This is a genomic window from Leisingera sp. NJS204, from assembly GCF_004123675.1.
Lineage (GTDB): Bacteria > Pseudomonadota > Alphaproteobacteria > Rhodobacterales > Rhodobacteraceae > Leisingera.
In genome coordinates this window covers 39,002-64,942 of the sequence record NZ_CP035422.1, presented here as the reverse complement: position 1 = coordinate 64,942, position 25,941 = coordinate 39,002, and the positions used below count along the sequence as shown (strand labels likewise).

The following is a 25,941-nucleotide window of genomic DNA, read 5'->3' as shown; positions in this document are numbered from 1 at the left end:
CTACTTGTCCGTGTGAACTGCTTTGTGGTGTTCACCGTGTGCGTCGCGTAGGATATTGACACCGCCCCAGGCCGCGATCCCGGCGATAATCACACCGACGACTAGGTCGGGCCAGTTCGTTCCCAGCCAGGCAACGAGGCCACCTGCGACTACGATTCCGAGGTTTGCCGCAAAGTCGTTCCAGCTGAAAGTATTGGCCGCGCGGATGTTGACGTCCGGATCTTTGAGCCGAGCGAGCAACCAGACACAAACTGAGTTGATGGCCGCCGCGATCAGCGCCATGACGATCATAACGGTGCCAAGGGGATCCGACCCACCGACATAGCGGCGCCAAGCATCATAAAGGATCCCGATGGCGAACACGATCAGCAGGCCGCCCGAGACATTCGCCGCGCCACGTTTCCATTTCGCAGACCGCGACAATGCAAACAGACTGATTGCGTAGACCAAGCTGTCTGAAAGGTTGTCGAGCCCGTTGGCGATCAGGGCACTGGAATCCCCGAAGGTCCCAGTTGCGAAAAAGGCCGCAGCAAGACTGATATTGAGACCGAGAACGATCCAAAGTGTGCGTCTTTCTGCTCGTTTTTCTGCCGCCATACTTCCCATTCCAATTTGTGAACTATGATCTTTCAACCTCTCTGGCAGATCAGGGTTCCGGATTGATTATTGATGGTCAGTTCCACGTACGACCGTCGGGAGCTTTCAGGCAGGCGCCCCAACCAATGCAGAGCATAGCCCTTTTTATGGGGCGATGAGATCGCGATTTGAGACGGTTTCAAGTTCAAACCATAAAGTTCAATTGGTTCGTGGCGCGGCCAGTATTATAGCTGCGCCGAGCAAGCAAACGGCTGTGCCAAGCGCATCCCACCTGTCCGGTCTGTGACCCTCTGCAAGCCACATCCACAGTACCGAAGCCGCAATGTAGACTCCGCCATAGGCGGCAAAGGCGCGGCCCGCAGCAACCGTTTCGACTTGCGCCAGAAGCCACCCGAATACCACCAAGGCTACAATACCGGGTACGAGCCAAGCCGCGGATGCGCCGAGGCGCCACCAGCTCCAGATCGCGAAACACCCGGCGATCTCGGCCAAGGCCGCAAGCGGGTATGCAAGCGCGGCAGGCATCTCAGGCGCCGATCTCGTCATGTTCGGTCAAACATTCGGAATGATCCCGCAACACCTCAAGCACCTTGCAATCGGCAGTACGTCCACCGCTGCATTCGTGAACCATGCGTTTCAGTTCGGTGCGCAGCGCCTTCAGACGGGCCATGCGCTGCTCCACCTGCTTTAGCTGGCGACGCGCAATCGCGTCGGCTTCTTCGCAGGGCCGATTGGGCTGGTCGCTGAGGTCGAGCAGCTCGCGGATCGCATCAAGCGAGAAGCCGAGTTGTCGCGAATGGCGGATGAAGGACAGTCGGTCGAGCTGTGCGTTGTCATAGCGCCTCTGTCCGCCTTCAGTCCGGCCAGGTTCGGGCATGAGCCCGATCTGCTCGTAGTACCGAATGGTCTGCACCTTTGTGCCGGTCTTCTTTGACAGAGTGCCGATCGTGAGCATCTTCGCCTCCATGAAAAAGTTACAGTCTTTGTAGGTTTTGCCGCCCCAATAGACAAGTGCCGGATTCACAGACGCGTGAGTTTAAGCCACAACGTGATTTCGCGCTTGAACCTCTAGTAGCTAGAGGATGTAAACGCGACAATAATCAAGAACCAAAATCAGGCGCGCAGGTTTGTCCCTTACATCGGCACAGAAATTTCTTTGGGTTTTGGCAGGCGTCGCGTCGCTTGCCTTCGTATGGCTTTTGCTCTGGTCGGACTATCGCGCTGACCGCGCCCGAACCGACAACGATCCAGCGTTTGTCGCTGCATTCGAATTGACGGACCACCAAGGTGTGGTTCGCACGGAAGAAGACTTTTCGGGGCGTTGGATGTTGGTATTTTTCGGCTTCAGCAACTGCCCCGATGTCTGCCCGACGACACTGTCTGAGGTCGCGGCGGTGATGGACGGTCTGGGCGACAATGCCGCGAGGGTCCAGCCGATTTTCATAACCATCGACCCCGAACGGGACACGCCCATGGCACTCGCCGAATTCGTTCCGCTGTTCGATGCGAACATCATCGGGCTGACAGGTACGCCCGAACAGATCGCCGCTACATCCGAAACGTTTCCGATCTTCTTTGAACGCATCGAAGAGGCTACAGCTCCGGATGGCTACACAATGGGCCACACGTCACATCTGTTTCTATTCGACCCCGAGGCAGGCTTTGCAGACTCATGGCCCTATGGCACGTCCGCTGAAGAGATTCTCGCCGATCTGGAAGAGAGGATCTGACCGACATGAACCGCGTACCCGCAGAAACCGCCCTCGGGCTGGCATGGATCGTTGCCCTCGTCGCCTCGCTTGCTGTACTTTTCATCGGCGAAGTGATGGGGCAGACACCCTGCGTGCTGTGCTGGTTCCAGCGCGCCTTCATGTTCCCGCTCGCGATCATTCTCGGCCTCGGCCTTTGGTGGCGAGACGGCAGCGTCGGGCGCTATGGCATCGCTCTGGCGCTTGGTGGTGGCGTGGTCGCCCTGTGGCACATGGGCCTCTACGCGGGCCTGATCCCCGAACGCATCCAGCCCTGCACGGCCACCGGCCCCTCTTGCACCGATGATAACCAATTGGTCTTCGGCATTCCGATCCCGCTGATGGCGCTGGTCGCCTTCGCACTGATCGGGTTCCTGTCGGCACTTTCATTGAAGGAAACACAAACATGAATCGACGCGGCTTAATCCTGTCCGTTCTCGCCCTCGGCGTTGCCGGTTTCGGCGGAGCCACTTGGTACGCGACTCGCCCCGGCCCCGCGGCCGAAGCAAAAACCGTTGCGCCGGAACTCGCGGACGCGATGATCCGCTCTTACTCGCCCATCCTCGGACCTGCCGACGCGCCCGTCACGATTGTCGAATTCTTTGACCCGGCCTGCGAGGCTTGCCGCGCCTTCCATCCGATCGTGAAGGACATCATGGCACAGCATGGAGATGCCGTCCGCGTCGTTATCCGCTACACCGCGTTTCATGGCGAGGCATCCGAGGAAGCGATCCGCGTGCTCGAGGCAGCACGCATGCAAGGCGTTTACGAGCCGGTGCTCGAAGCCGTTCTGCGGGATCAGCCGAGATGGGCGTCGCACGGCGCGCCTGAGCCCGGTCTGATCCTCCAGATCGCCGCCACTGCCGGACTCGATGCAGAGGCCGCGCGCACGCAAATGCTGGCACCGGATGTCGTTGCGATCCTGAATCAGGATCGTGCGGACGTCGAAACCGTGGGAGTTCGCCAGACTCCTACTTTCTTTGTAAACGGCAAGTCGCTCGATCCATTCGGGGAGGCAGAACTGCGTCGATTAGTGGCCGCGGAAGTTGCTGCCGTGCAAAGCTGAATGGAAAAGGCAGGACCAAAACGATGAAAAAGATTATTATGACGGGCACACTGGCCGCGCTCTTGACCTTTGGAGGGCTCTCAGTACCCGCACTGGCCGGACCCGTGGATGTCGTCGTCGAAAGCGCCTGGTCCCGCGCCTCCATAGGGATGAACCGCCCCGGGGCCGCCTACATGACGATCCGCAACACTGGCGACGAGCCGGTGACGCTGATTGGTCTTTCAACACCCCTCGCGATGATGCCCGAGATCCACGAGACGAAGACCAATGCCGAAGGTGTGAGTTCCATGAGCGCGGCAGGTGAGATCGCGATCGCCCCGGGCGAGAGCGTCGCGCTTGAGCCGGGCGGCCTCCACGCGATGTTGATGCGGCTACAACAACCCATGACGGAAGGGGAAACCTTTCCGCTGACCCTACTTTTTGTCGACGGGGGCGAGGTGACAGTCGAGGTGCCGATCCTTGGCATCGCCGCACGCGGACCGGAAGACTAATGCGACGAAGGACGATCGCAGGATACGGCGCGGCCGGTGCCGGTGCAATTGCCTTGACGCTCTTCGTCGGTTGGTGGCGGGTCGACGGACCCGGTGCGCCCGAACCTATCGAGCAGCGGCCTATGGCTCTGACCGAGATGGATTTCCGCCTGACTGACCATGAAGGCAACGAGGTCGGGCCGGAAACCCTGATCGGGCGACCGACGATGGCGTTCTTCGGTTTCACTTACTGCCCCGATGTCTGCCCGACCACGCTCTCGGACATTTCAGGTTGGCTCGACGATTTAGGAGACGAAGCCAAACAGTTGAACGTGGTTTTCATCACGGTCGATCCCGAGCGCGATACCGTCGAGGCGATGGCAGAATATGTCAGTTATTTCCACCCAGCGATCCGCGGCTGGACGGGACCGGAGGGGCAGATTGCGCGCATCGCGGACGGCTTCCGCGCTGCCTACGAGCGGGTGCCCACGGAAGGCGGCGACTACACGATGAACCACACGGCCAGCGTCTTCCTGTTCGGTGCCGCTGGACGGTTCGTCACCATGATTGACTATCATGAACCGAGGGAATTCGCGGTACCGAAGATCCGCCGCGCGTTGGAAGAAGAAACGGAGGGAGCGACATGAGGCTCAGAACTTTTGCGGCAGGTGTCGCGCTTGCGGGGACCGTTTCGGGGGCGGCTATCGCATTCTTCGATGTTCTGTCGAAAGAACCCGTGCCGCCAGAACTTGCCCAGGCAGGTAGCTGGATGCCCCAGCGTCCTGAAGCTCCCCGGAGCCTGGATATTCCGTTGTCGCTGCCAGCTACGGCGTGGGTGGAAGATACACCCGGCTTCGGCCCCTTGCCCCTGCTGCAGGCCGCTGTTGTTGACAGGCCGATGCAGGCCATCGAACCGCCCCTGTTGACTTGGTCTCGCGACATCTCTTCTGGTGAAACGCTCGACTCCTTGCTTTCCGAAGCCGGTCTTGCGGGAGCCGACAGGGCGGAAGTCGCCCTTGCACTTGGCGCGGAATACGATCTGCGACGGTTGCGGCCGGGGAATTCGGTCACTGTTGTTTCGACTATGGATGGCAGCCCCCGCACCGTCTCGCTCGCCGTCGAGGACGGGGTGCGGATCGAGGTGCTTTTTGGCGAGCAGGTGTCCACGCAGGTCGTGGCGCCGGATCCGGAGATCGTAACCCTTGCTGGGGAGGCCGTGATCGACACCTCGATCTTCGCGGCACTCGACAATGCCGGCATCCCCGCCCGATTTGCCGTGGACCTTGCGCAAATGCTGGGTGGAACCGTGGATTTCCGCCGTGAGATGGCTGGAGGCGAGACACTAAGGCTTCTCTGGCGCGAGACGCGCGTCGGCGATGACAAGATCGGACAGCCGGACCTCGCCTTCGCCGCACTGGAAATCGGCGATTCGCTTTACGAGATCGTTTGGCCGGACGACGGCAGCGGTCAGGCGACGATCTACGTCGATGGCGAGGTGCTTCGCGTCTTTGCACAGCCAGTCGAGGGCGCGCGCCTCAGCTCGGTGTTCGGGCGCCGCACACATCCTGTCTACGGAAACGTCCGGATGCACACCGGCGTCGATTTTGCCGCGGCAAGCGGGACGCCGGTACGGACGACGGCACCGGGCCGGGTCAGCTTCATCGGCTGGCGAGGCGGTTATGGACGCGTGGTCGAAATCTCCCATGGCTCCGAGACCATGACGCGCTACGCGCATCTCAGCGCCGTGTCGGAGGGCCTAACACAGGGCCAACGCGTGGCGGCGGGAGATGTGATCGGCCGCGTTGGCGCAACCGGCACAGCGACAGGTCCCAACCTGCACTACGAAGTCCTCGTAGATGGGCGTCCGACTGACCCTCTCTCTGACGACAGGCTCGCCGAAGCCGCAGAGAACGAGGTGGATGATACCGCCGCGCTGTTGCGTCTGACCGAGGCGCGCGCGCTTCTGACTGAAAACCTTGACAGCGAAATTGCCCAGACGACAACCGAAAGGCTCTGACCCATGAAACGCATGACCCAAGCTCTGACCATCGCGCTCGCCCTGTTCCCGGCGGCCCAGGCCCTCGCAGAGGCAACAGCGATAGACGTCCGCAAGACCAACGGATGCGGCTGCTGCCTGTCCTGGATGAACCATCTCGAGGAAAACGGATTCGCGCCGACGGGCGAGAACATGTTTGGCGGGTCGCTGGTTCGTTTCAAGCTCGACAACGGCGTGCCGCAGCGCATGGTCTCCTGCCATACCGCGCTCATAGAGGGCTACGTGATTGAAGGCCATGTCCCGGCCGCTGATATCCGCCGCCTTCTTGAGGAACGCCCGGACGCCGTCGGCCTCGCCGTTCCGGGAATGCCCTATGGCTCGCCCGGCATGGGGCCGGAAGAAAACCGTGAAGCTTATGATGTCTTCCTCATCCGCGAGGACGGGTCGACCGAAGTCTTTTCAAGCTACGCCGAAGGATAATCTGGCCCGCTTATGGAAAACCTGTCTCCGATAATGCTCGGCTTTCTCGGAAGCCTTGCCGCCGGATCGCTCACGGCAGTCGGAGCAATTCCCGTGCTGTTCGGGCGCATCCCGTCGCGGGCGACGCGCGATCTGTCGCTCGGCTTCGCTGCCGGCGTCATGCTCTCAGCCTCGTTCTTTTCTCTGATCATCCCGGCGTTGGATGCGGCGGAGCCGATGTTCGAGAACGGCGCGATGCCTGCGGCCATCGTTTGCGTCTCGATCCTTTTGGGCATGGGGGCCGTTGCATTGATGAATGAAAGGCTGCCGCACGAGCATTTCAGAACGGGACGCGAAGGGCCCGAAGCGGCGTCCTTACGGCGGGTCTGGCTGTTCATCATCGCAATCACGATCCACAACTTCCCGGAAGGCCTCGCGGTCGGAGTTGGCTTCGGTTCCGGAGGTATGGAAGGCGGTCTGCCACTCGCCATCGGCATCGGGCTTCAGAATGCGCCTGAAGGGCTGGCCGTTGCGGTATCCCTGTTGGGCGAAGGATATCCGAAGCTGCGCGCCTGGGGCATCGCCGCGCTAACGGGAATGGTCGAGCCGATTGGCGGTTTGCTCGGGGCCGGCATCATCACACTGTCGGAACCGCTGCTGCCATGGGGCTTGGCCTTTGCCGCAGGCGCCATGCTTTATGTCATCAGCCACGAAATCATCCCCGAAACCCATCGCAGCGGCCATCAGAACAAGGCAACGCTCGGCTTGGCCGTCGGGCTCGTTTTGATGCTTTTTCTCGATGTTTGGTTGGGGTGACGCAATGCCAGTGCATAAACTATCTCCGGTGATCGGCATTTTTGCGGCGCTTGCCGCTTTCGTAATCGATCAGATCACAAAAGCCATTGTTGTGGCGAATGCGGCCTCTTTAAGCACTGGAATCGCCGTGTTTCCAGGTTTTAACCTTGTCTTTTATCGCAATGATGGCGTCACTTTCGGATTACTTGGCGGCGCACCATGGTGGAGCCTCATAGCTCTCGCTCTTGCCATCTGCGGCTGGCTGGGGGTTATGCTGTTTCGCGCCGAAAATGCGGTTGAAACGCTCGCTTACGGAGCGATCATCGGTGGAGCCTCGGGCAATGTCATTGATCGTGTGCGGTATCGGGCTGTAACGGACTTCCTGGATTTCTACATCAACTCAACGCATTGGCCTGCCTTCAACATGGCCGATGTGTTTGTCGTCAGTGGCGTGGGGCTCTTGCTCGCCGCACCCTGGATCAGTGCGCGGCGTCCGATCAAGTCGTGAAGCCGGCAATTCTGAACTGCTTCGCTCTGCGCAAACGTCTGCTCTCGCGGATGACGCTTGGTTTCGCCGCCGGGCCGCTGACCGTTCTAACCTTCCCGCCTTTCTCGATTCTCCTTCTTGTTCCCGTTGCCTATTCTGCGTTGTTTGTCGGTCTTCGCGACCTCTCCTTCGGGCGTGCTTTTCTCGTCGGCTGGGCGTTTGGTCTCGGCCAGTTCGGTTTCGGGATTTCGTGGATCGCGGAAAGTTTCTACGTCGAACCCGAGCGTTTCGGGGCGCTGGCGACCCCGGCCGTCGCGGGATTGTCCGCAGGTCTCGCGATTTTCCCGGCCATTGCCGCCGTGCTCTTCGTCGAAATCGCGCGGCGCGGAGCCATGGGCAGTCTCCTGGCCTGCCTCCTGTTCGCGACCTCCTGGACCGCGGCCGAGTGGTTGCGCGGTCACGTTCTGACAGGTTTTCCGTGGAACCTCGCCGGCTACGCTCTGGTCGATTACGCCGCCCTTCGCCAGCCCGCCGCCTGGGTGGGAAGTTATGGGCTAAGCTTTCTCACCGTGTTCGTAGCGGCACTCCCCGGCGCGGCTCTCATGGCGGTCGGGCGACAACGATTGATCATCTCGCTAATGCCGCTGGCCGGCATCGTGACGATGTGGGCCGTCGGCACGCTTCGCCTCCAGTCGGATGCACCACAGCCACCGGATGTCGACCTGCGCATCGTTCAGGGCAACGTTCCCCAAGAGGAGAAATGGGCGCCCGAGAACCGCGAGGCGACCTTCGCGCTCTATCTCGAGCTTTCAACCCAGCCCGGCGATTTCGACGTTCTTCTCTGGCCGGAAACCGCCTTTCCCGGGTTCCTCGATGAGGATGCCCAGGCGCGGGCCCGCATTGCCGCTGCGCTACCGGACGGCAGCGTGCTGCTAACCGGAGTGCCGGACCGTGTACTGAGCGAGGATGGCACCCGATATTTCAACACCGTCCAGGCTTTTGACGATACCAATGAGATCCTGACCGGATACGCGAAACACCATCTCGTGCCCTTTGGCGAATACGTGCCATTCCGCGGCTGGTTGCCGATCGAGCGGCTGACGGCGGGGCTGGGCGATTTTACGCCCGGACCGGGTCCGCGCACCCTTGCGCTTCCGGGTATGCCGCTGGTCGCCGTGGCGATCTGCTATGAGATCATTTTCCCGGGCCATGTGGTCGACGACATGTTCCGACCCGACTGGATTTTTAACGCGACGAACGATTCCTGGTTTGGAACCAGCATCGGACCCGAGCAGCATCTGGCTTCCGCACGTATGCGCGCCGTAGAGGAAGGCCTTCCTGTCATCCGAGCCGCGAATACGGGCATCTCTGCGGTCATCGACGCGAACGGAGAGATCATTGCGCGGCTCGATACAGGGGAAAGGGGCATCATCGACGCTGATCTTCCCTCAGCGCAGCCGCCTACGCCATATGCGCTTTTCGGGGACTGGATGTTGCTGGCGCTCATCTTGGCTTCGTGGAGCTGGGCTCTGGCGGCCAATGCGACGGCTAACTACCGCCGCATGAGAAAGACCGTCATGCAAAGATGTGGATAGGCGTTCCGTCCTTCACCATTGCATAGATGTCCTCGATCTGCCGATCTGTGACTGCGATGCAGCCAGCTGTCCAGTCGCGGATGTCCGTCGGGTCGATGCCGGGGCGTGGACCACCATGGATGAAGATGTCGCCGCCGGGGGAAAGGCCCTGCGCTGCGGCAAAGGCGATGTCGGCCTCATTTGGATAAGAGATGCCAACTGAAAGATGATACGTACTTTCAGGGTTGCGCTTATCGACTATGTAGGTGCCCTCCGGGGTCCGACCGTCTCCCTCGAATTGCTTGTGACCCTGAGGAGCGAAGCCCAGCCCGATCGGATAGGTTTGCAGCACGCGATCGGATCCGTCGAGAACAAGCAAACGCTGTCCCTTGTAGAGCCGAAGTCGCGTCACTTCGGGTCCGTCATAGCTGCGGAACTTGCCGGCACAGCCCGACAAAAAGGCCGCTAAGCCACCCAACAGGACGGCGCGGCGGGGAAATCGGATGGTTTTCACTGCTCGATGCCTCTTTCGTGAGGTCTGATATGGAAATAATGTTACCTTGCAAATGCCGCGTGATCAATGTCCGTGGGCAAGCGCGGCCTTTGCGATCTGTGGCCCAACCTGCTCGCCACCGGACGGCGGTGCCTTGGCCTCTTGGCTGTTGAGCAGGCGCAGGGCGTTCGCCACCACCAGCAATGACACACCCACGTCGGCTGCAATAGCGCCCCACATCGATGCCATTCCGAACGCGGTAGCGACAACGAAAACTCCCTTGGTCGCCAAGGAAATACCGATGTTCTGATGGATAATCGACATTGTCCGGCGCGAATGACCGATCAGCCAAGGCACCTTGCCGAGGTCGTCGGTCATAAGGGCAATGTCCGCCGTCTCGATTGCCGCGTCAGAACCAACCGCACCCATCGCGATGGCATAATGCGCGCGCGCCATTGCGGGTGCATCGTTCACCCCGTCGCCGATCATGGCAACCATGTCATGAGTTTTGACCAGTTCTTCGATGGCTGTCACCTTGTCTTCGGGCAGAAGCTCAGCGCGCACCTCGTCGATACCGACCTCGGCGGCAACGGCGCGCGCTGTTCGCTCGTTGTCACCGGTCAGCATAACGATGGTTTTCACGCCTTGCGCGTGAAGTTGCGCCACGATGCCCTTGGCATCAGGGCGGATGCGATCGCGCAGTTCAAGAATGCCCGTCACGCCGGATTCATCGCCGACAGCGACAAGGGTGCTGCCGGCGCCTTCGATCCGCTCCCGCAGATCCTTCGGAATGGCGTCGCCGAAACCCTTCTCCTCGGCAAACCGGTCCGACCCCAGCCAGATGGACCGTCCGTCGGTGCGTCCTTCAAGTCCCCTGCCGGGAATGGTGCGGGTATCCTCTGCGGCGGACACCTTGACGCCGTCGGCCTCCGCCCGCGCGAGAATGGCACGCGCCAAAGGGTGCGACGAACGTGCCTCCAGCCCTGCGGCGAGGGTCATCAGATCTTGTGCTGAAGCCCCGCCCAGCGGGTGCACCGCCGCCACTTCCGGCTGACCCATGGTGATTGTGCCGGTCTTGTCCATGGCCAGCGCCGTGGTCCTGCCCGGCGCCTCTACATAGGCACCGCCCTTGATGAGGACGCCCGCCCGCGCCGAAGCGGTGAGCGCTGCGACGATGGAGACAGGGGTCGAGATGACCAGAGCGCATGGGCAAGCGATCACCAGCAGCACGAGGGCATTGTAGAACCAGTAATCCCAGGCTCCGCCGAAGATAAGCGGCGGCAGTAGCGCAATTGCGACGGCGAGAGCCATGACGATAGGCGTGTAGATGCGGGCGAACTTTGCCACCCACTGTTCCACCGGCGCGCGGCGGGCATGGGCGTCGCCGACCATGCGGATGATCTTGGCCAAGACGGTATCCGAGGCGACCTTCGTGGCGCGCACAGTTAGTGTACCTTCGCCGTTGATCGTGCCCGCATAGACCTCGTCTCCGGCCTCTTTGGGTATCAAGGCACTTTCGCCGGTGATCGGCGCCTGGTCGACCGCGCCCGCGCCACCCGTCACCTCGCCGTCGAGCGGGATACGGTCGCCACCGCGTACAATAAAGCTTGAGCCTACGGCGACTTGCACCGCCGGCATGTCGGTCTCGCTTCCGTCATCGTGGATCACGCGCGCCGTAGGTGGCGCAAGATCCAGGAGCGCCGACACAGCGTTCCGCGCGCGCCCAACGCTCCAGCTTTCGAGAAAGAGGGACAGCGAAAAGAAAAAAGCCACTGTCGCTGCCTCGAAGAATTCACCGAGCCCGATGGCTCCGGCGACTGCGACAACCATCAGCAGGTTCATGTCGGGCGACAGCCGACGTGCGGACGACCATGCCTTCGGTGCCACAAGCCAAACGCCGAATAGGATAGCAACTGCAAAAAGCCCTGCCTCGGCCAGCGGCATCGGCGCTTCGCCGTGCCCCGCGAAGAGGCCGAGCGCCCCCCCCATACCGGTCTCGACGATGTGCCAGAGAAAACCCGCCGCCCAGAAGCCGCCGCTGAGAGCCGTAAACAGCCGCTGTCGTGCAAGATGGGCCGCTTGGTCGACCGACGCGTTCTCGGCATTCCACGGCTTCGCCGTCATGCCGGTGCTCGCGACAAGTTCCGCAACTTCGTCGTCCGATACACTCTTTGCGCTGTCGAGAATGGTCATCCTCCCGTTGATTACATCGAACGCGAGATGCTCGGCCCCGCCGATCTGCGGGCCGATTACCTTATTCAAGATCGCGACCTCCTCGGCGCAATCGAGGCCAGACACCTGAAAACTGCGCCCGCCGGTTGGCGCGGGAGTCGTCGGTGCGATGTCGCCGCACTTTCCGGCGCTACCACAGCAACTGCCGCCGCTTGCCTGGGCGTCTTCGGCGTGATCGTGATCGTGGCGGTGGGTGTCGGACGGCATGAACGGACCTCTGGATTCGGGTGCTTTGTCATGACATAGCCCCTACAGTAGCTAGAGCTTCAAGAGAAAAGTTCGGTGGTATTTCCGTTTGTTTTCTTGCTAGACGGTCCGACGACAGCCTCAATCACGGCGTGAGGCATAAAAAGCCGATACGAAGAAAAACAGAAAAGAAAGGAAACTCGATGCAGGTTTTGATGCTGAAGCAAAAAATGATGGTTGCGGTGGCGCTTTTGCTCACGACAGGATGCGCCATCCAGCCGACAGGGCCGGACGACACGGCAGACCAGACGGGCAACGTTCCCGAAGCCGTGGTTGCGATGGCTGCTCCGGATCAGGATGTTGCAACCGCGCGCCTCGTGCCGGAAGACGGCTGCTATTGGTACGAACACAGCGGGCCGGTCGAAACGACGCTGCTGCCGTTGCGCACGGCGAACGGTAATCCGATCTGCGTGGCACGCGAAGCTTGAGGACGCGTCAGACGTTGCATCAACGCGCCTCAGACCTACGCACCACACTCAACTTCGCGCGGTGACACTGTCCTCCGCTGAGTACAAATGTGCCGTCGATTCGATCTCAACGTTGGGATAAAGTTCGTTAATGTGAGCCATGACCATCCGCACGCAACCCGAACTGGCTCGACCGCCGATACTTCTCGGATAGGGCGTGCCGTGTATTCGAAGATAAGTGTCGCGGCCTCCGACGTACAGATAGATGGCTCGTGATCCCAAAGCGTTTTCGGGGCCGGGTTCCATCCCGTCGGCCCATCGTGCGTTTTCCGGATCCCGCTCGATCATGTTCTGGGTCGGTGTCCAATGCGGCCACCTCACCTTGCGTTTGATCGTGTAGACCCCAGGCTCGTATAGGTTGCCCCGGGCAATGGCCACACCGTAGCGCATTGCGGTCCCGCTCTCCTCGATATGATAGAGATACCGCGCGACCGCATCGACATGGATGTCTCCTGGCACGAGCCCGGGTTTCGCAATCACGCGTTGGGGCAAAAAGCGCGGGTGTAGGCCCCAAGGGTTTGACGCGGCCGGATCGAATCCGGGCGGCGTGACTTGCGCGTCCCATTCAGCCTTCTGTGCCTCGGTGGGCCAGGTATCGGCCAACAGGGGGCTGGAAACAGACGCGGAGAATAGCGCCGTTGTTGTTTGAATGAAGTGTCGTCTTGTCAGCATGTCGTACCCTTTCGGTTCCCACCAGAATCTATGGCAAGAACGGTATCTGTTCACTTTGATTAGATAGGACTTCTAGTGGCTAGAGGTTCAAGGACATATTTTCGTGAAAACACACGATCCTTGTGATCCGCAATTTACCATCCGCTACTACGAAAAGATCGGCGCGCCGCCCAGCCTGACCCGGCCTGTTCCCGAGACCACGGTTGCTGCAGAGTCAGATCCTGTCGAAGCTGGCTATGGAGGAAGGCCATATCGCCCGCTTCGCCTGAGCAGCGAACGGCAGTGTGGTGAACTTTGACTTGCACGGTGACGGGGGCAGGCAAAGCAGCAACGACAAACAGGGCCGCGCAGTGTCCAAAATACCGGGCGTCTTGCTCGCCGCCTTCACCAGTCATCATAGATGGTGAAGGCACAACCGCACGGAAGCGCCGGCCACAGCGGCCTTGCGCACTGGCGAGGAGTATCTCCAAATTCGAGCACCTTGATTGCCAAGGTTCCGGCGGGCTTTGCCTCCTCCTACCGGAACTTTGGCCGACTGGCACGCACCCGTCAGGATACCGAGCGATGACGCTCATCTCTTAGGTCGTGGTGCGCCACATCCGGAACCGGCCCTGCCCGGTCACTTCGCAGATCAAACCCCGCGCTTCCATCCAGACGAGGTTGCGCTGGACGGCGGCGCGGCTGGCACCGGTCAGGGTCTCGGCCATTGGGGCGGAGACGAGGGGCCATTCGGCCAGCACGGCGCGCAATGCTGGTGGTGTCTTGCCAGAGAGCGGGGCCATCATGGTTTCCGCCCGCGCTGACCATGCCTGGATATCGTCGAGGTGCCGCATCGCGGTCAGGCATGCTGTTTCCATTCCCTCGAGCCAACGCTCCAAGCGCTCAGCTGGTGGGCCACTGGCGCGCAGCCCCCCTGCCCCGCGCATAGCCAGAGGCGCAAAGATGGCCCCTCCATTCGAATTCGGGCCTTCGCTGGCGGCAATGCGTGCGGCGGTAACCGCCGCTTCCATCCGGTCGCCCTGTTGCCCGAGGCCCGCAAGGCTCCAGAGGTGAAGCCCCATGCAGGCGCGTGTGATCGGGTGCAGGTCGACGGCTTGCGCCATCAGGTCAAGCCAACCGCCCGCGCGATCCGCAAAGGTTTCGGCTTCACCTGCTATGTTTTCGGGGTCACGGCGATCGAGGAAGGCGGACAGGTCCACCTCTGGGCCGGGACCGCCTGTTAGACGCCGCACTGCCCATCCGACACGCGCGAGCGCTGCAGTGTTGTCCTGCACGCCGGACAGGCGCATGGATATCCAGAGCGCCAGCCGATCCGGGCCAATACGGTCACCCACAAACCAGCTGAGGTCTGCCGCCTCCATCAGCGCGAGCCTGTGCCGCCAGCCTTTCGGGCCACGGCGCAGCCGGTCATCCAACGCGCCGATCCGACCAGCCACACGGGCGAGACGCGCGGCATTAACCGCCTCTGCCTTCCGCCAATCGTCGAGGACTGCGGTTTCACGCAGCTCTGCTCTCGGTCCGGGCAGCAGATAATCCGGCTCCACTTCCATCGGACCGGGCAGGAACCACAGGTCGTCCTCAGACGTCTCTTCAAGCCCCTCCGAATCCACTAGAGGATCGTCAAAACTATCATAATGTGTAGATACTTGAGGCTTCATATGTGCAAAATACGGCACTTTTGCATTTTACCCAAGTGTTTTGTCAGGGTGCGCCCACACACCTTATATAGCACGTGCGCGCGGTGGTCTGCGAGATCTCTCTGATCACGCTCAGCGTATGGAATCCAAGGGGTTTTTGATGAGCAGCACCACAGAGAGAGCGGTTGCATTCGTTTACAAACGGTCGTTTAGTAACGGTATATGAAATTGCAAACGGCCGATTTTCATGCCCCTGATAGGCTATGCGCGCGTATCCACAGAGGATCAGACCCCCCTGCCCCAGTCTGAGGCCCTGCAAACTGCGGGATGCGTCGAGATCTTCGAAGAGCACGCCTCAGGCGGCAATCGTGCCCGGCCGGTGCTTGCCCGCTTGCTGGAGCGCATTAGCAAGGGCGACACGCTGGTTGTCGTACGGATCGACCGGCTCGCACGGTCTCTGTCGCACCTTCTCGAGGTGATCGAACGGTTGGAGGCCAAGGGGGCGTTCTTTCGTTCCATTCAGGACCCGATCGACACCGGATCCCCGCAAGGCAAGTTCACGCTGCAGGTTCTGGGCGCCGCGGCCGAGTTCGAGCGGGCGCTGATCCGGGAACGTACCAAAGCAGGGCTGGCGAGCGCCCGTACCAAGGGCCGGGTCGGCGGGAACCCTGGACTGCGGGCCAAAGACCCTGCTGCTCTTCGCAAAGTACGGCTGGCGCGACAAGACGGCTACATGGAGCGTCTGAACGAGACGGCACAAGATTGGGTGCCCCATGTGCGCCGGTTGCGACCCGACTTGGCCTGGGAAGACGTGGTGCGCATCATCAACGGCCCCTTGCCCGAGGCGCGTCGCTGGACCCAAAGCCGTCTCTTGCGCGCTGTGAAGGCCTATGTCGGCGACGGCTTCCTGCCGGCCGAGGTGCTAGCCCGCGCCGGGCGCCGCGAAACCGACGACCGTCTGCCCGCCATCGTCGCCGGCATCAAGGGCGCGGACCCCGACATCACGCTTCAGGCGATCTGCACCCGGCTGGAAGCGATGCGCGAACGCACGCCTCGTGGCCGAACAAGATGGCAGCCGTCTTCGGTGAAAATGCTGTTGGAGCGGGCGGAACGACTTGGCCTCATGCCGTACGAATCGAGCCAAAATCAGATGTAGCTTCTGACCCGAATCCAAAAAATTTCACCGGGAGAAAACTCCGCAGGAGGCAGAAAGTGCCATTAGTTGCTTGGGGTTAGCTGCTAATATGCCAACTCAACAGAGTAGCGGCTCGATTTGGTTAGATCTGCATTTAATATATCTATATCAATGACTTGCTGAGTTTTTTACACGACAACACCTATAGGTGTTGTGGATAACTTTCACACTACATTTAGATTCTTCTTGCCGGACTCACTGGATCGTGGCATTCCCATTCTGACGGCAAAACGCGTCAGACACGCTGTACACCGTCAGAATGACTAAGAGCCTCAACAGAGGCCGAGAGTGGGCGGCAGGACATGGATGATCGTAACATTGGATACACGCAAGGCATAGGCTCTTCCGATATCGGAGCATTTGCCAACAATCTGGCTGAGTCTTTGGATCGCCAGATGAAGATCGCTTTCGAACCCGAAGAACGAAAGTCCCTACGTCGCTTCAGTTCCACCGAAGTCGCCGGCCTCCTGCGCGTAAGCACATCTAACCTGCGCAACCGGCACAAGGACGGCAGCTTCCCGGAAGTGCATACAGACAACCGCGGACACCGGTTCTACACAGCCCAAGAGATTGATGAGTTGCGCGATGTTCTTGGACGCACTGGAAAGAACGCAGAAAGCTACCGCCCAGGTCGACGTGATGGCGATCGTCTCCAGGTGATATCCGTCGTCAACTTCAAAGGCGGCTCATCAAAGACTACTACAACGATTCATCTTGCGCAAAGGTATGCCTTGCGCGGTTACCGCGTGCTGGTCCTAGACCTCGATCCGCAAGCAAGTTTGACCACGTTTTTCGGCTTTCGGCCCGAGCTTGAGTTCGCCGATGGCGGCACAATCTATGATGCTTTGAGATATGAGGACCAAGTTCCTCTCTCGAACGTCATCCAAAAGACCTACTTCCATAAGCTCGACATGGTGCCCGCCGGTTTGATGCTCTCGGAGTACGAAACCGAGACCGCAAACGCTCTCGCCCGTCGCGTACAGCCCATCTTTGCAGAGCGCCTCGCCTTGGCGCTTGAAGAGGTTGAGGCAAACTACGACATCGTCCTGATCGACTGCCCGCCTCAGCTTGGGTTTCTAACCCTGACTGCGCTGGCAGCGTCGACGGGGCTTTTGGTTACCGTGGTACCTGGCATGCTTGACATCGCATCCATGAGCCAATTCCTGAAGCTTGCTTCAGAAACGGTCAAGGCCGTGGAGGAAGCCATCGGTCGGCGTGTCACATGGGATTTTGTCAAGTTCCTGATTACCAGATATGAACCGTCGGACGGTCCGCAGACCCAAATGGCAGGCTACCTGAGATCAATTCTGGCAGGTCAGGTCATGACAGAGCCAATGCTGAAGTCTACGGCGATCTCCGACGCGGGGATGACCCAGCAGACCGTCTACGAAGTCGATCCAAGCCAATTCATCAGAAAGACAATTGATCGCGCCCTGACCAGCGTGAATGGCGTTGGCGATGAGCTAGAGCAGACGATCCAAATGGCATGGGGGCGTCGCTGATGGCCCGAAACATCTTCAACCAGCCTCCAAGGAATGAGACGGAGAGCGGAGCCCCCTCCCCTACCCCGCCAAAAGCGGCAAAGCTGCCGGGATCTGTTGGAGGATTGCGCGACTCTTTGCGCGAGATCACAGCAAACTCGATTCGCGATATCGAACCCGATCAGATTGACATGGATGGGCTGCGCGATCGGTTGGTGCTGGAAGATTCCAGTATCGATGAGTTGGCCGAGAGCATTCGCAAGCATGGCCAACAAGTGCCCATCATGGTCCGTCCATCAGCCCAACCGGACAGATACCGCATCATCTACGGCCGCCGCAGGCTTGCGGCGATCCGTAAGGTCGGTGGAACGGTCAAGGCAATTGTTCGAACCTTGGACGATGACGCATCTCTGATCGCTCAAGGCCAGGAGAACAACCTCAGGCTTGATCCGTCTTTTATAGAAAAGTCTCTTTTTATCAAAGAGATGCAAGAATCCGGGTACAAACCCGGTGTCATTCAAGATGCTCTAGGTCTGACCCGGCAAGGCGTATCCAACCACAGGGTCGTCATAGAACAACTGCCAGACGGTCTTGTTCAACTCATCGGGCCAGCACATGGGATCGGACGACGGCAGTGGGGTGATCTAGCTGCCTTGTCGGTGAAGGTAGATTTGGTGGACATCGCCAAAGAGGCGCTCGCCGCCCTGCCCGACGACACTCCTAGTTCCGAAAAGTTCCAAGCGGTCTATTCGGCTTGCTCGAGCAAAGCACGTAGCGACAAGAAGCCGCCCAATCGTGGGCTGACTTCGGTCATCAATGATGAGAACGGCAGTTCATTGGGCACGCTGACAATCGATGAGAAGGCGATCGCGCTCAAGGTCACCAAGAAGGACAATCCAGAATTCGGCCAATGGCTCGAAGAGCACGCGGAAGCTACGCTTTTGCAACTCTTCGTACAGTGGCGGAATGAGAGAGGCTCTGGGTCCTAACCCAGGCCACACAGAGCAACACGAGCAGAGGAGAAAAGCGAAGACCCGAAAGAAAAGAGCCCCCCAAAGTTTCCCCTGGAGAGCCCTCATCATCTGATTAGCATCTTTGATGTAGCAACCTCCAGCATACCGGTCAAGAGTCACCGATTCGGTGGACTGATATTTTTTGCCTTTTTCCGCGAAAATTCGAGGAAAGAGACGGGGAAGTTGTGGGCCGAACGGTCGTCGTGAACAAGCCATGGCATTTACAAAACTCTCGATCGAAGCCGCAGGTGCTGATGCAACCCGCGGCTCATTTCCCCCATCTGAAACCGACGTCTGGACCATCTTCAGAGCCCTGAGAGATGCACGCAGCGTGTTTGGTCTACGTCCTGGCCACATACAGACACTTCAAGCAATGCTCAGTTTTCTGAAACCTGGCCATGGCGAAACGGTTTTTGCGTCTAACGATTCACTTTGCCAGCGCGTTGGCGGAATCGACGAACGGACACTCCGGAGGCACATCAACCGCTTCGTTGAACTCGGATTCATCAAGCGCAATGACAGCTCGAACCGAAAGCGCTACCGCGTTCGCTCATCCGGCGGGGAGTGCATCAGTTATGGATTGTCTCTCACCCCCCTGCTCCAACGTGCGAGCGAGCTTATAGCCATCGCGCAAGAGATGGAGAATAACCGGCGAGATCGGATATTTGTCCGCAAACAGATCCTTACAAAGCTCGCCCATTTGGAAGAGCACGATCCTAGCAACGCATTCATCAACCACGCACGGAAAGCTCTACGCAGGAAGCTGAGCCTCCCCGAATACCACGCTCTGCTCGCCAATACAGATGCAGAATGCCAGAGTTTGTCTACCCCGGATGACCCGCCTGAAACTATGGAATTGCCCGCCAATGACGGACAAACTGTCCGGCATCAATCTAAGTCTGAAGAAGAAAAAAAAGATTTAGATAGCAACATAGGCCTTGAGGCCCTGAAACCAGACTTGCTGACCTCAGTCTGCGATCAGGCGACATCGTTCTCCACAGAGAGACTTAGAAACTGGTTGGACATTGAAAACCATGCTCGAACACTTGCACCCATGATGGGCATTCACCCAGAGACTTTCGAGAAAGCCAAGAATGCTGTAGGAGCTCAGAAAGCGTCATGCGCGATCTTCATCATGCTACAGCTTGGAAAACGCATCAGGGATTTTGCAGCGTATTTTCACAGTATCACCCTGGGTCAAAGGCAAAACCAATTTGATCCATTAGCTTTGATCAAGCGACTGTCCGAAAACAATGAGCGAACTGTCTAATGTCCACCGCGGTGGACTTCGAACGAGAATCGGCGCTTGTGGCAACCAAAACTGTCCAAACGCACATAGCGGCGCGTGGTGGTTCTTCAGTTTATCTCAGACCAGCAGATGTCCACCGCGGTGGACAAGTGACACATGAGCAAGCCTTGATGAAAATCTGGCCGCCCATGGAAGAAATCGGCGGCCAGGCATTACACCCTAAATGCCTAAAGTTATTGTGGGAGGTCACCGTCTCCAAAGAGGTTTGGAAAGAGCCGCTCTCGATAATCCAACGGAAACGCCAACCGAACCGGCGTCTTCGGCGAGGCGGACCTCAGGTATCCGGCGGCGGTCAGTTTACTCAGCGTGTTGCGAGCAGTACGCTCGGACGTCTTGAGCACAATCTGCGCATCGCCTCGTTCCAGTGCCCCATGCCGAAGAACCGCCGAGATTAGTTCCGGCGCTCGCTTGTCATCGATGGTATCTGCAACAAGACGACGATACCGTTGGTCTAGTCCGCCGAGATCGAACAATCTTGCTGAGAAGGTGATCTGGTCGAGCGTCACCTTTAGGAACCATTCACTAAACGTCTTCAGTGCCGCTTCTGACAGGTTCCCCCGTCCGTCGCGGTCTCCGCGGCGTGGACTGTCGGCCAGATCCATCATCCGTTTGTACTCGCCCCGATCGGTTAGCCCGCGGGCCAGCCCACGTGATACGGACCAGAGCCCTTGGCCACCAATCCCCGCTGTGAGGGCCATGGCATGAGACATCAGTCTGCTGACACGGCCGTTACCATCCGGGAAAGGGTGGATGTAGTTGAGCCGGTGATGCGCAGAGGCGATCGCGATGATCCGTCCGCTCGAAGACCGCGCCGCAATCTGAAATCGTTTGTCGAAATGGTCCATGAATGCCGCGACGCGCGACGATGAAGGAGGTAGGTGGCGCCCGACCGCAACTTCCCGATCATCATCCTGGCGCATGCGTCCCGGAACGATGGGCTCTTGTGTGCCGTCGGGATGTTCGATGACCCGAAACTCATCCGGCATCTCGTCGTAGAAGCTCTTATGGACCCAAGTCAGGAATTCGACGGATGTGGGGCGGGGCAGGGTGCCCTTGCGATGCATCTCGTCGATGGCCCGTTGAACGATGACGTGCGCCCGGGCCTCAAGGGCGAGGGGACGGGTTTCTTCCTCAAGCTCGGCGCCAGCCAGCGCCCTTTCGATGTCGCGGGGGCGCGTGTTGTGTCCTTCGATCAGGTTGGAGTAGTAGCAGTTCATCACACGGACGAGATCGGCAAGTTCGGCTGCGCTGTCAGGATGCAACCCTTGTCCCAGCCCGGTGGCTTCCCTCTGGATGTCGACCGAAAGGTCTGCCAGTTCTGTCGGAATATGCTCCTCGAAGAAGCAGGGTTCGATCCTGGCGGGTGTTTCCAGCATTTTGCCGATCTTCCATGTTTGCAAAGTAATTGAAAAATAAACACATTTTGTACTTTTAAGCAAGGTTTTGCCGATATGCGTTGCCGATCTTGGTTGCCGATCTTGGTTGCCGATCTAGAATTGCTGCATGAAATCAATGGCTTCGGCAGATGTGCCGGGCTTTTCGGTTTTGTTGTGTGCCCAAAGGGGCCGAAAAAAGAGAAAGTGTTCTTCGGGTTTTGTGACTGACGGATGAGGACCTTTGGGGTCCCTCAGATGGGTCCGGGCCGGATTCCGGTCTGTCTTTCCTGATGAAGGGCATTCCCATGCAAACAGGTGTCTTGCGCGTGCTCCGCGCAACCGCTGCCTCGTGGTGGCGGCATAGAGAGTTGCGCCGAACTGGCCAGACGTTGCTGGCACAGCGGCTCGAACGCCAGACCGTCCTGCGTGATCTCGGCTATCTGAAGCAGGCCGCGTCATTACCAAACGCGCATGTGATCTGCGGAGAGGGCGGGACATTCATCCATCTCGGCTGGACCACCGTTTCGACCTTCGCGCTGATCGAGCGCTTTCCCTTGGCCACTCTTGCGGTCGCACGAGGAACCCCGTTCATCGATATCCGACCCATCAGTGACGTCATCGCCTTCGCGAACTTGCCGTGCGTGGCGCGGGACGGATCGGTTGACCCTGAACCTTCGGGTTCCGGCAAGTCCGTCTCGCTGACCACCTACATCGACATGGTCGAAGGGCTCGGCGCGAGGATCCTCAACGATCCGCGGTCCCATCAGTCAGCCTGATCACCACTTACTCTCACCAAAACTCGAAAGGAGGCCAGCCATGGCCCGATCCCGCACGCCCAAATTCGATGCCTCCGAGGTCATCACAAACGAAATCATCCGCATCATCGAGCGCGGCGTCCTGCCGTGGCGCAAGCCATGGACCGCAGGTGGCAGCTCTCGTCCCCTGCGCGTGGGCGGAGAACCCTACCAGGGAGTGAACAACTTCCTGCTGACGATGCGGACCGTGATGGCGGGCCACAGCTCACCTTTCTGGATGACGCTGCCGCAAGCCAATGCCTTGGACGCAAAGGTCCGCAAGGGCGAAAAATCCTCTGTCGTCGTTTATTACGGTCAAAGCCGGAAAGATGCGGGCGCAGATGAGCATGACCGCAGCGACGGGGATGATCACTCCGAGGAAGCCCGCATCTTCCGCTTCCAGAAATCCTACCGCGTGTTCAATGCCTGCCAAATCGATGGCCTGCCCGACAGTTTCTTCCCCGACCCGGAGCCCGTGCCCGAGCATGCGCCGTCCGAGCCCATCCCGCACATGCAGACCTTCTTTGATGCGATCGACATCACAACCGTCTTCACGGGCACGGAGGCGTACTATTTGCCGCCCGTGGACAAGGTCTACATGCCGTCCATCACGCGGTTCCAGGACCCGCGCAATTTCTACGGGGTCTGGGCCCATGAGCTGGCCCATGCCACGAAAGCCCCGCATCGGCTGAACCGTGATTTCGGGTTCTCGAAGTTTGGCAACACGTCCTATGCGCGCGAGGAGATCGTCGCGGAATTGACCTCGGTGTTCCTGGGTCAGACGCTCGGCTTCACGGCGCATACGCTCGAGATGAATGCCGCCTACCTCCACAACTGGTTGCGCGTTCTTCGGTCGGACAAGGGTGCGATCTTCAAGCACGCCGCGGATGCGCAGCGCGCCTGTGACTATCTGATCGCACAATCTGAGGCGGGTAGGGCAGGGCGCAGTGCCGAGGCCGCCTGACCACACGGAGAACGGAGACTCGCATGTCACGCAAGGAACCCAAGACGCTGCGGGTGGCCTGCTTCGAAGACGGCCGCCGCAAGATCATCACCTTCAAACGCGGTGCCTATTGGTGGAGCCCGTCCGAGGGCGCTTACCCGCTCTCGGCGGCACTCGAGAGCATCAAGGAACAGGGCGGCTGGATCGAAACCATCCCCAACCCGAACTACAGAGCCAGAGGGCTGTTCGGGTAAGGCGCCTTCTGCTTCGGTCCTTCCGCCAAGCAGAAAAGTGAAAGCGGGCTTTGGGAAGGGTGTTTCAACTTCTCAAAGGAGATCCCATGTCCATGACCGTTCAATCCCAGCCAGACCGTCCGGATCCGACCGTGATCGCGGCGCAAAACGACGCGTTTCGCAAGCTCGCGTGCCTTGGAGTGGCGCCCGCGCAGCCCACCCAGGGCCGAATGCATGTCACCCGCTCGCTTATGGAGGCCGGTGACGGCTTCATGGCCGAGGCGGTGAAGGCCACCGGTGCGTTCGATACATTCGAGCCTGAGAATGATCCCGAGGGATGGCACGATTTTGGCGCGGTCGAGATCCGGGGCGAGACCGTGTTCTGGAAAATCGATCTCTATGAGGCAGATTCGGATTTCCGCTACGGGGCCGAGACCCCGGACAATCCTGCCACAACCATGCGCGTGCTGACCATCATGCTGGCGCGTGACTGGTAGGGTAGGAGGGCTTCCCAAAGTGTCGATCTGAAAACTCAAGGCCCACTGACCCCTCAAAGGGAAAGTGGGCCTTTTGTCTTGGTGATCCCTGAAGCCGGGGATTGGTCACGCGCGTGAGCGCGCGGGCCACACCTCACCCTCCTGGAAGGATATCCCATGACCACAAGCTTTGCTCCCCTTACCGTCGCCATCGGCGATCTGATCCCGCATCCCGCCAATGTGCGCAGCAACGCGCCGGAAACCTATGACCCCGAGAACATCGCGCATCTGAAGGCCAGCATCGCTGTGCTGGGCCTGCTCCAGCCGCTCTTGGTCCAGAAGCTTGACGGCAAATATGCTGTCCTCGCCGGTGGCCGACGCCATGCTGCGCTGAAGGAGCTGGTCGCCGACAAGGCCACCAAGGGGTTCATGGCGAAAACCAAGGTCGACTGTCGCCTTGTCCCAGACGACTGCGACGTCACCACGGCGCTGTCGCTCGCCGAGAACATCACCCAGGCACCGATGAATGCCATCGACGAGTTCGAGGCTTTCGCCCGGATGATGGAGGTCGACAGCCAGACGCCCGAGACGATCGCAAAGACCTTCGGCGCCACGGTGGCGGCCGTGAAAGGCCGGTTGCGTTATGGCCTTATCCACCCCGACATCCGCGCCGCAGCCCGGGGCAAGGTGATCACGCTCGACACGATGAAGGCCTTCGCCGAGCACCCGAGCCAGGAGGCGCAGCGCGAGGTCTTCGAGGCGCTCACGAAAGACGGCGGCTATCTGCAGGCCTACACCGTCCGTCAGGCCCTCAAATCCCGCGGCGTGCAGGTCAGCGATGATATTGGGGCCTTTGTGCGCGCGGACTACGAGGCGCGGGGCGGTGCTGTCGCGGCTGACCTTCTGGAAGAGCATTCCGTGCTTGAGGATGCAGCACTGGTCGAGACCATCCTGCTCGAGAAGCTCGGTGCCGCCGCCGAAGAGGCCCGTATGAGGCTGGGCTTTGCCTGGGCCGATGCGATGGTCCGCTATGATTACGCGACCATGGCGGACTATGGCCGCGTCTATCCCGGCCCGATTGAGCCGGATGAAGCGGCCCAGAAGCGCATCGATGAGATCACCGCAGAACTCGAGAAGCTGCAGCTCGAGATGGAGGATGAGGGGCTCGAGGACGGTGCCTACAATGCCCTTTACGAGCGCGTGGACGCCTTGGAAGAAGAAGTGCGCGATCTGCAGGAGGCCTACAGCGCCGAGGACCTCGCGCGGTCCGGGGTGATCGCGTCGTGGCAGGGTGGGCAGGTCACGCTCCATGTTGGCCTCGTCCGCCCCGAGGACACCGTGAAAGTGGAAGGCGCGCGCGGCTCGTCGGTCAACCCGACGGGGGAGGAGGCACCGGACGCCGGCGAAATCACCTATCCAGCCTCGCTGGCTGAGGACCTCAAGACCGAGCGGGCCATGGCCCTTGGCGCCGCGATGGCGCTGCATCCGGAAGCCACGCTCGATCTGACGCTCTTCAAGCTGGTCAGTGACGTTCTGGCCAGCGGAATGAGTGTCACGCAGGCGATCAAGATCGATGCCCGCAAGGAATACCGCAGCCATGCCAAGATGGACGAGATCGACGAGACCTCGCTCGAGCAGGTGGCGGCGGCGCATGATGCGCTTGATCTCTCCTGGCTCGATGACACCCGCGCGCCCGCCGATCAGTTCGCGGCGTTTCGCGCGCTGGAGGCAGGCGAGAAGGCCAAGCTCGTGGCCTATGCCACCGCCAGCACCACGCAGTCCTGCTTCGCGCGGGATCCTCGGCGCGACAGCCTGATGCATGCGTTCGAGATCGAGATCATGCCCGACATTCGCGCATATTGGACGCCGAATGCGGCGCTCTTCAACCGCTTCAAGAAGGCCTGGCTCCTGAAGATTCTCGGCGAGGATCTGGGTCTCGCCCAAGAGGCGGTGACGCTCGCCTCGTCGAGCAAGAAAGAGATCGTCGCCTTCTGCGACAAGCTCTTCGCCGAGCCTTTCGCCACACTCACGGACGCGCAGCGCGCTGCCGTGGCCACCTGGTGCCCGCCCATGATGCAGACCGCCGGTGTCGCCTGTGATGAGGCGGAGCCCGCTGCGGAAACCCCCGAGCCTGACAGCGAGGTCGCGCAAGCGGCCTGAGTCCTCACGCGACTCGCGCGAG

Annotated in this window: 29 protein-coding genes; 21 read left to right on the top strand and 8 right to left on the bottom strand. The window is 60.0% G+C overall.

Features of this window, described 5'->3' with window-relative positions:
• The 3 genes from ETW24_RS23275 to ETW24_RS23265 all read right to left on the bottom strand — a co-directional run bounded on the left by ETW24_RS23275 (position 1) and on the right by ETW24_RS23265 (position 1,552).
• Positions 1-597, bottom strand: coding sequence for a cation transporter (locus tag ETW24_RS23275; RefSeq protein WP_009807985.1), 597 nt, complete (start codon positions 595-597; stop codon positions 1-3).
• 198 nt (positions 598-795) lie between these two features.
• Entirely contained in the window at positions 796-1,122 is a 327-nt protein-coding gene (locus ETW24_RS23270; protein WP_009807984.1) for a YnfA family protein, read from the bottom strand.
• Position 1,123: 1 nt separating this feature from the next.
• Positions 1,124-1,552, bottom strand: a complete 429-nt coding sequence (locus ETW24_RS23265; RefSeq protein ID WP_039965742.1) for a MerR family transcriptional regulator — start codon at positions 1,550-1,552, stop codon at positions 1,124-1,126.
• Positions 1,553-1,724: 172 nt separating this feature from the next.
• Here ETW24_RS23265 and ETW24_RS23260 point away from each other — a divergent pair, with 172 nt between their 5' ends.
• From ETW24_RS23260 to lnt, 10 genes are read left to right on the top strand one after another with little or no spacing between them, the layout of a single operon-like run.
• A complete protein-coding gene (locus ETW24_RS23260; RefSeq protein WP_232617642.1) occupies positions 1,725-2,327 on the top strand; it encodes an SCO family protein in 603 nt (200 codons plus the stop codon).
• 5 nt (positions 2,328-2,332) lie between these two features.
• Entirely contained in the window at positions 2,333-2,755 is a 423-nt protein-coding gene (locus ETW24_RS23255) for a disulfide bond formation protein B (protein ID WP_009807981.1), read from the top strand.
• The gene (locus ETW24_RS23250) at positions 2,752-3,411 is read left to right on the top strand and encodes a DsbA family protein (protein WP_009807980.1); all 660 of its coding nucleotides are present in this window, start codon (positions 2,752-2,754) and stop codon (positions 3,409-3,411) included. The genes ETW24_RS23255 and ETW24_RS23250 overlap by 4 nt, the downstream gene beginning before the upstream one ends.
• A 23-nt stretch (positions 3,412-3,434) precedes the next feature.
• On the top strand, positions 3,435-3,902 hold the full coding sequence (locus ETW24_RS23245; protein WP_009807979.1) for a copper chaperone PCu(A)C: 468 nt from the start codon (positions 3,435-3,437) through the stop codon (positions 3,900-3,902).
• Positions 3,902-4,528: an SCO family protein gene (locus tag ETW24_RS23240; RefSeq protein WP_009807978.1), complete on the top strand. Its 627-nt coding sequence runs from the start codon at positions 3,902-3,904 to the stop codon at positions 4,526-4,528. The genes ETW24_RS23245 and ETW24_RS23240 overlap by 1 nt, the downstream gene beginning before the upstream one ends.
• Positions 4,525-5,898, top strand: coding sequence for a M23 family metallopeptidase (locus ETW24_RS23235; protein WP_009807977.1), 1,374 nt, complete (start codon positions 4,525-4,527; stop codon positions 5,896-5,898). The genes ETW24_RS23240 and ETW24_RS23235 overlap by 4 nt, the downstream gene beginning before the upstream one ends.
• A gap of 3 nt (positions 5,899-5,901) precedes the next feature.
• Positions 5,902-6,357: a DUF411 domain-containing protein gene (locus ETW24_RS23230; protein ID WP_009807976.1), complete on the top strand. Its 456-nt coding sequence runs from the start codon at positions 5,902-5,904 to the stop codon at positions 6,355-6,357.
• A gap of 12 nt (positions 6,358-6,369) precedes the next feature.
• Positions 6,370-7,152: a ZIP family metal transporter gene (locus ETW24_RS23225; RefSeq protein ID WP_027238629.1), complete on the top strand. Its 783-nt coding sequence runs from the start codon at positions 6,370-6,372 to the stop codon at positions 7,150-7,152.
• 28 nt (positions 7,153-7,180) lie between these two features.
• Positions 7,181-7,639: a signal peptidase II gene (gene lspA / locus ETW24_RS23220; protein WP_092465207.1), complete on the top strand. Its 459-nt coding sequence runs from the start codon at positions 7,181-7,183 to the stop codon at positions 7,637-7,639.
• On the top strand, positions 7,606-9,213 hold the full coding sequence (lnt, locus tag ETW24_RS23215; protein WP_102856007.1) for an apolipoprotein N-acyltransferase: 1,608 nt from the start codon (positions 7,606-7,608) through the stop codon (positions 9,211-9,213). The genes lspA and lnt overlap by 34 nt, the downstream gene beginning before the upstream one ends.
• Here the strand turns inward: lnt and ETW24_RS23210 are convergent.
• Together ETW24_RS23210 and ETW24_RS23205 are read right to left on the bottom strand one after the other, a co-directional pair.
• Positions 9,194-9,706, bottom strand: coding sequence for a L,D-transpeptidase family protein (locus ETW24_RS23210; RefSeq protein ID WP_009807972.1), 513 nt, complete (start codon positions 9,704-9,706; stop codon positions 9,194-9,196). The two genes, lnt and ETW24_RS23210, sit on opposite strands and share 20 nt — an antisense overlap.
• 63 nt (positions 9,707-9,769) lie before the next feature.
• Complete coding sequence (locus ETW24_RS23205) at positions 9,770-12,124, bottom strand: heavy metal translocating P-type ATPase (RefSeq protein ID WP_092465195.1); 2,355 nt, start codon at positions 12,122-12,124, stop codon at positions 9,770-9,772.
• 182 nt (positions 12,125-12,306) lie between these two features.
• Between ETW24_RS23205 and ETW24_RS23200 the strand changes: the two genes are divergently transcribed.
• Positions 12,307-12,591: a hypothetical protein gene (locus tag ETW24_RS23200; RefSeq protein WP_092465194.1), complete on the top strand. Its 285-nt coding sequence runs from the start codon at positions 12,307-12,309 to the stop codon at positions 12,589-12,591.
• A gap of 48 nt (positions 12,592-12,639) precedes the next feature.
• Here ETW24_RS23200 and ETW24_RS23195 read toward each other — a convergent pair whose 3' ends face one another.
• On the bottom strand, positions 12,640-13,302 hold the full coding sequence (locus ETW24_RS23195) for a L,D-transpeptidase (protein ID WP_092465193.1): 663 nt from the start codon (positions 13,300-13,302) through the stop codon (positions 12,640-12,642).
• A gap of 103 nt (positions 13,303-13,405) precedes the next feature.
• Between ETW24_RS23195 and ETW24_RS23190 the strand changes: the two genes are divergently transcribed.
• Positions 13,406-13,600 (top strand): hypothetical protein, encoded by a 195-nt coding sequence (locus ETW24_RS23190; RefSeq protein WP_123618725.1) that lies wholly within the window; start codon positions 13,406-13,408, stop codon positions 13,598-13,600.
• 280 nt (positions 13,601-13,880) lie between these two features.
• On the opposite strand, the gene ETW24_RS23185 is transcribed toward ETW24_RS23190, so the two are convergent.
• Positions 13,881-14,960, bottom strand: a complete 1,080-nt coding sequence (locus ETW24_RS23185) for a hypothetical protein (RefSeq protein WP_092465192.1) — start codon at positions 14,958-14,960, stop codon at positions 13,881-13,883.
• A 226-nt stretch (positions 14,961-15,186) separates the two neighbouring features.
• On the opposite strand from ETW24_RS23185, the gene ETW24_RS23180 reads away from it, so the two are divergent.
• The 4 genes from ETW24_RS23180 to repC all read left to right on the top strand — a co-directional run bounded on the left by ETW24_RS23180 (position 15,187) and on the right by repC (position 19,898).
• A complete protein-coding gene (locus ETW24_RS23180) occupies positions 15,187-16,095 on the top strand; it encodes a recombinase family protein (RefSeq protein ID WP_024099421.1) in 909 nt (302 codons plus the stop codon).
• A gap of 341 nt (positions 16,096-16,436) precedes the next feature.
• Positions 16,437-17,636, top strand: coding sequence for a plasmid partitioning protein RepA (gene repA, locus ETW24_RS23175; RefSeq protein WP_024099294.1), 1,200 nt, complete (start codon positions 16,437-16,439; stop codon positions 17,634-17,636).
• Positions 17,636-18,604 carry a plasmid partitioning protein RepB gene (gene repB / locus ETW24_RS23170; RefSeq protein ID WP_024099295.1) on the top strand — a complete coding sequence of 323 codons (969 nt, stop codon included), beginning with the start codon at positions 17,636-17,638 and terminating at the stop codon, positions 18,602-18,604. The genes repA and repB overlap by 1 nt, the downstream gene beginning before the upstream one ends.
• 238 nt (positions 18,605-18,842) lie before the next feature.
• The gene (repC, locus tag ETW24_RS23165) at positions 18,843-19,898 is read left to right on the top strand and encodes a plasmid replication protein RepC (protein ID WP_024099296.1); all 1,056 of its coding nucleotides are present in this window, start codon (positions 18,843-18,845) and stop codon (positions 19,896-19,898) included.
• 212 nt (positions 19,899-20,110) lie between these two features.
• On the opposite strand, the gene ETW24_RS23160 is transcribed toward repC, so the two are convergent.
• Positions 20,111-21,313: a Fic family protein gene (locus tag ETW24_RS23160; RefSeq protein WP_024099297.1), complete on the bottom strand. Its 1,203-nt coding sequence runs from the start codon at positions 21,311-21,313 to the stop codon at positions 20,111-20,113.
• A 305-nt stretch (positions 21,314-21,618) separates the two neighbouring features.
• On the opposite strand from ETW24_RS23160, the gene ETW24_RS23155 reads away from it, so the two are divergent.
• The 5 genes from ETW24_RS23155 (at position 21,619) to ETW24_RS23135 (ending at position 25,919) form a co-directional block, all read left to right on the top strand.
• Positions 21,619-22,089, top strand: a complete 471-nt coding sequence (locus ETW24_RS23155; RefSeq protein WP_024099298.1) for a hypothetical protein — start codon at positions 21,619-21,621, stop codon at positions 22,087-22,089.
• 40 nt (positions 22,090-22,129) lie between these two features.
• On the top strand, positions 22,130-23,071 hold the full coding sequence (locus ETW24_RS23150; protein WP_096705139.1) for an ArdC family protein: 942 nt from the start codon (positions 22,130-22,132) through the stop codon (positions 23,069-23,071).
• A 23-nt stretch (positions 23,072-23,094) separates the two neighbouring features.
• Positions 23,095-23,304 carry a DUF6330 family protein gene (locus ETW24_RS23145; protein ID WP_040182663.1) on the top strand — a complete coding sequence of 70 codons (210 nt, stop codon included), beginning with the start codon at positions 23,095-23,097 and terminating at the stop codon, positions 23,302-23,304.
• 86 nt (positions 23,305-23,390) lie between these two features.
• Positions 23,391-23,780, top strand: a complete 390-nt coding sequence (locus ETW24_RS23140) for a DUF3768 domain-containing protein (protein WP_024099302.1) — start codon at positions 23,391-23,393, stop codon at positions 23,778-23,780.
• 156 nt (positions 23,781-23,936) lie between these two features.
• A complete protein-coding gene (locus tag ETW24_RS23135; RefSeq protein WP_024099303.1) occupies positions 23,937-25,919 on the top strand; it encodes a ParB/RepB/Spo0J family partition protein in 1,983 nt (660 codons plus the stop codon).
• The last annotated feature ends 22 nt before the right edge of the window (positions 25,920-25,941 follow it).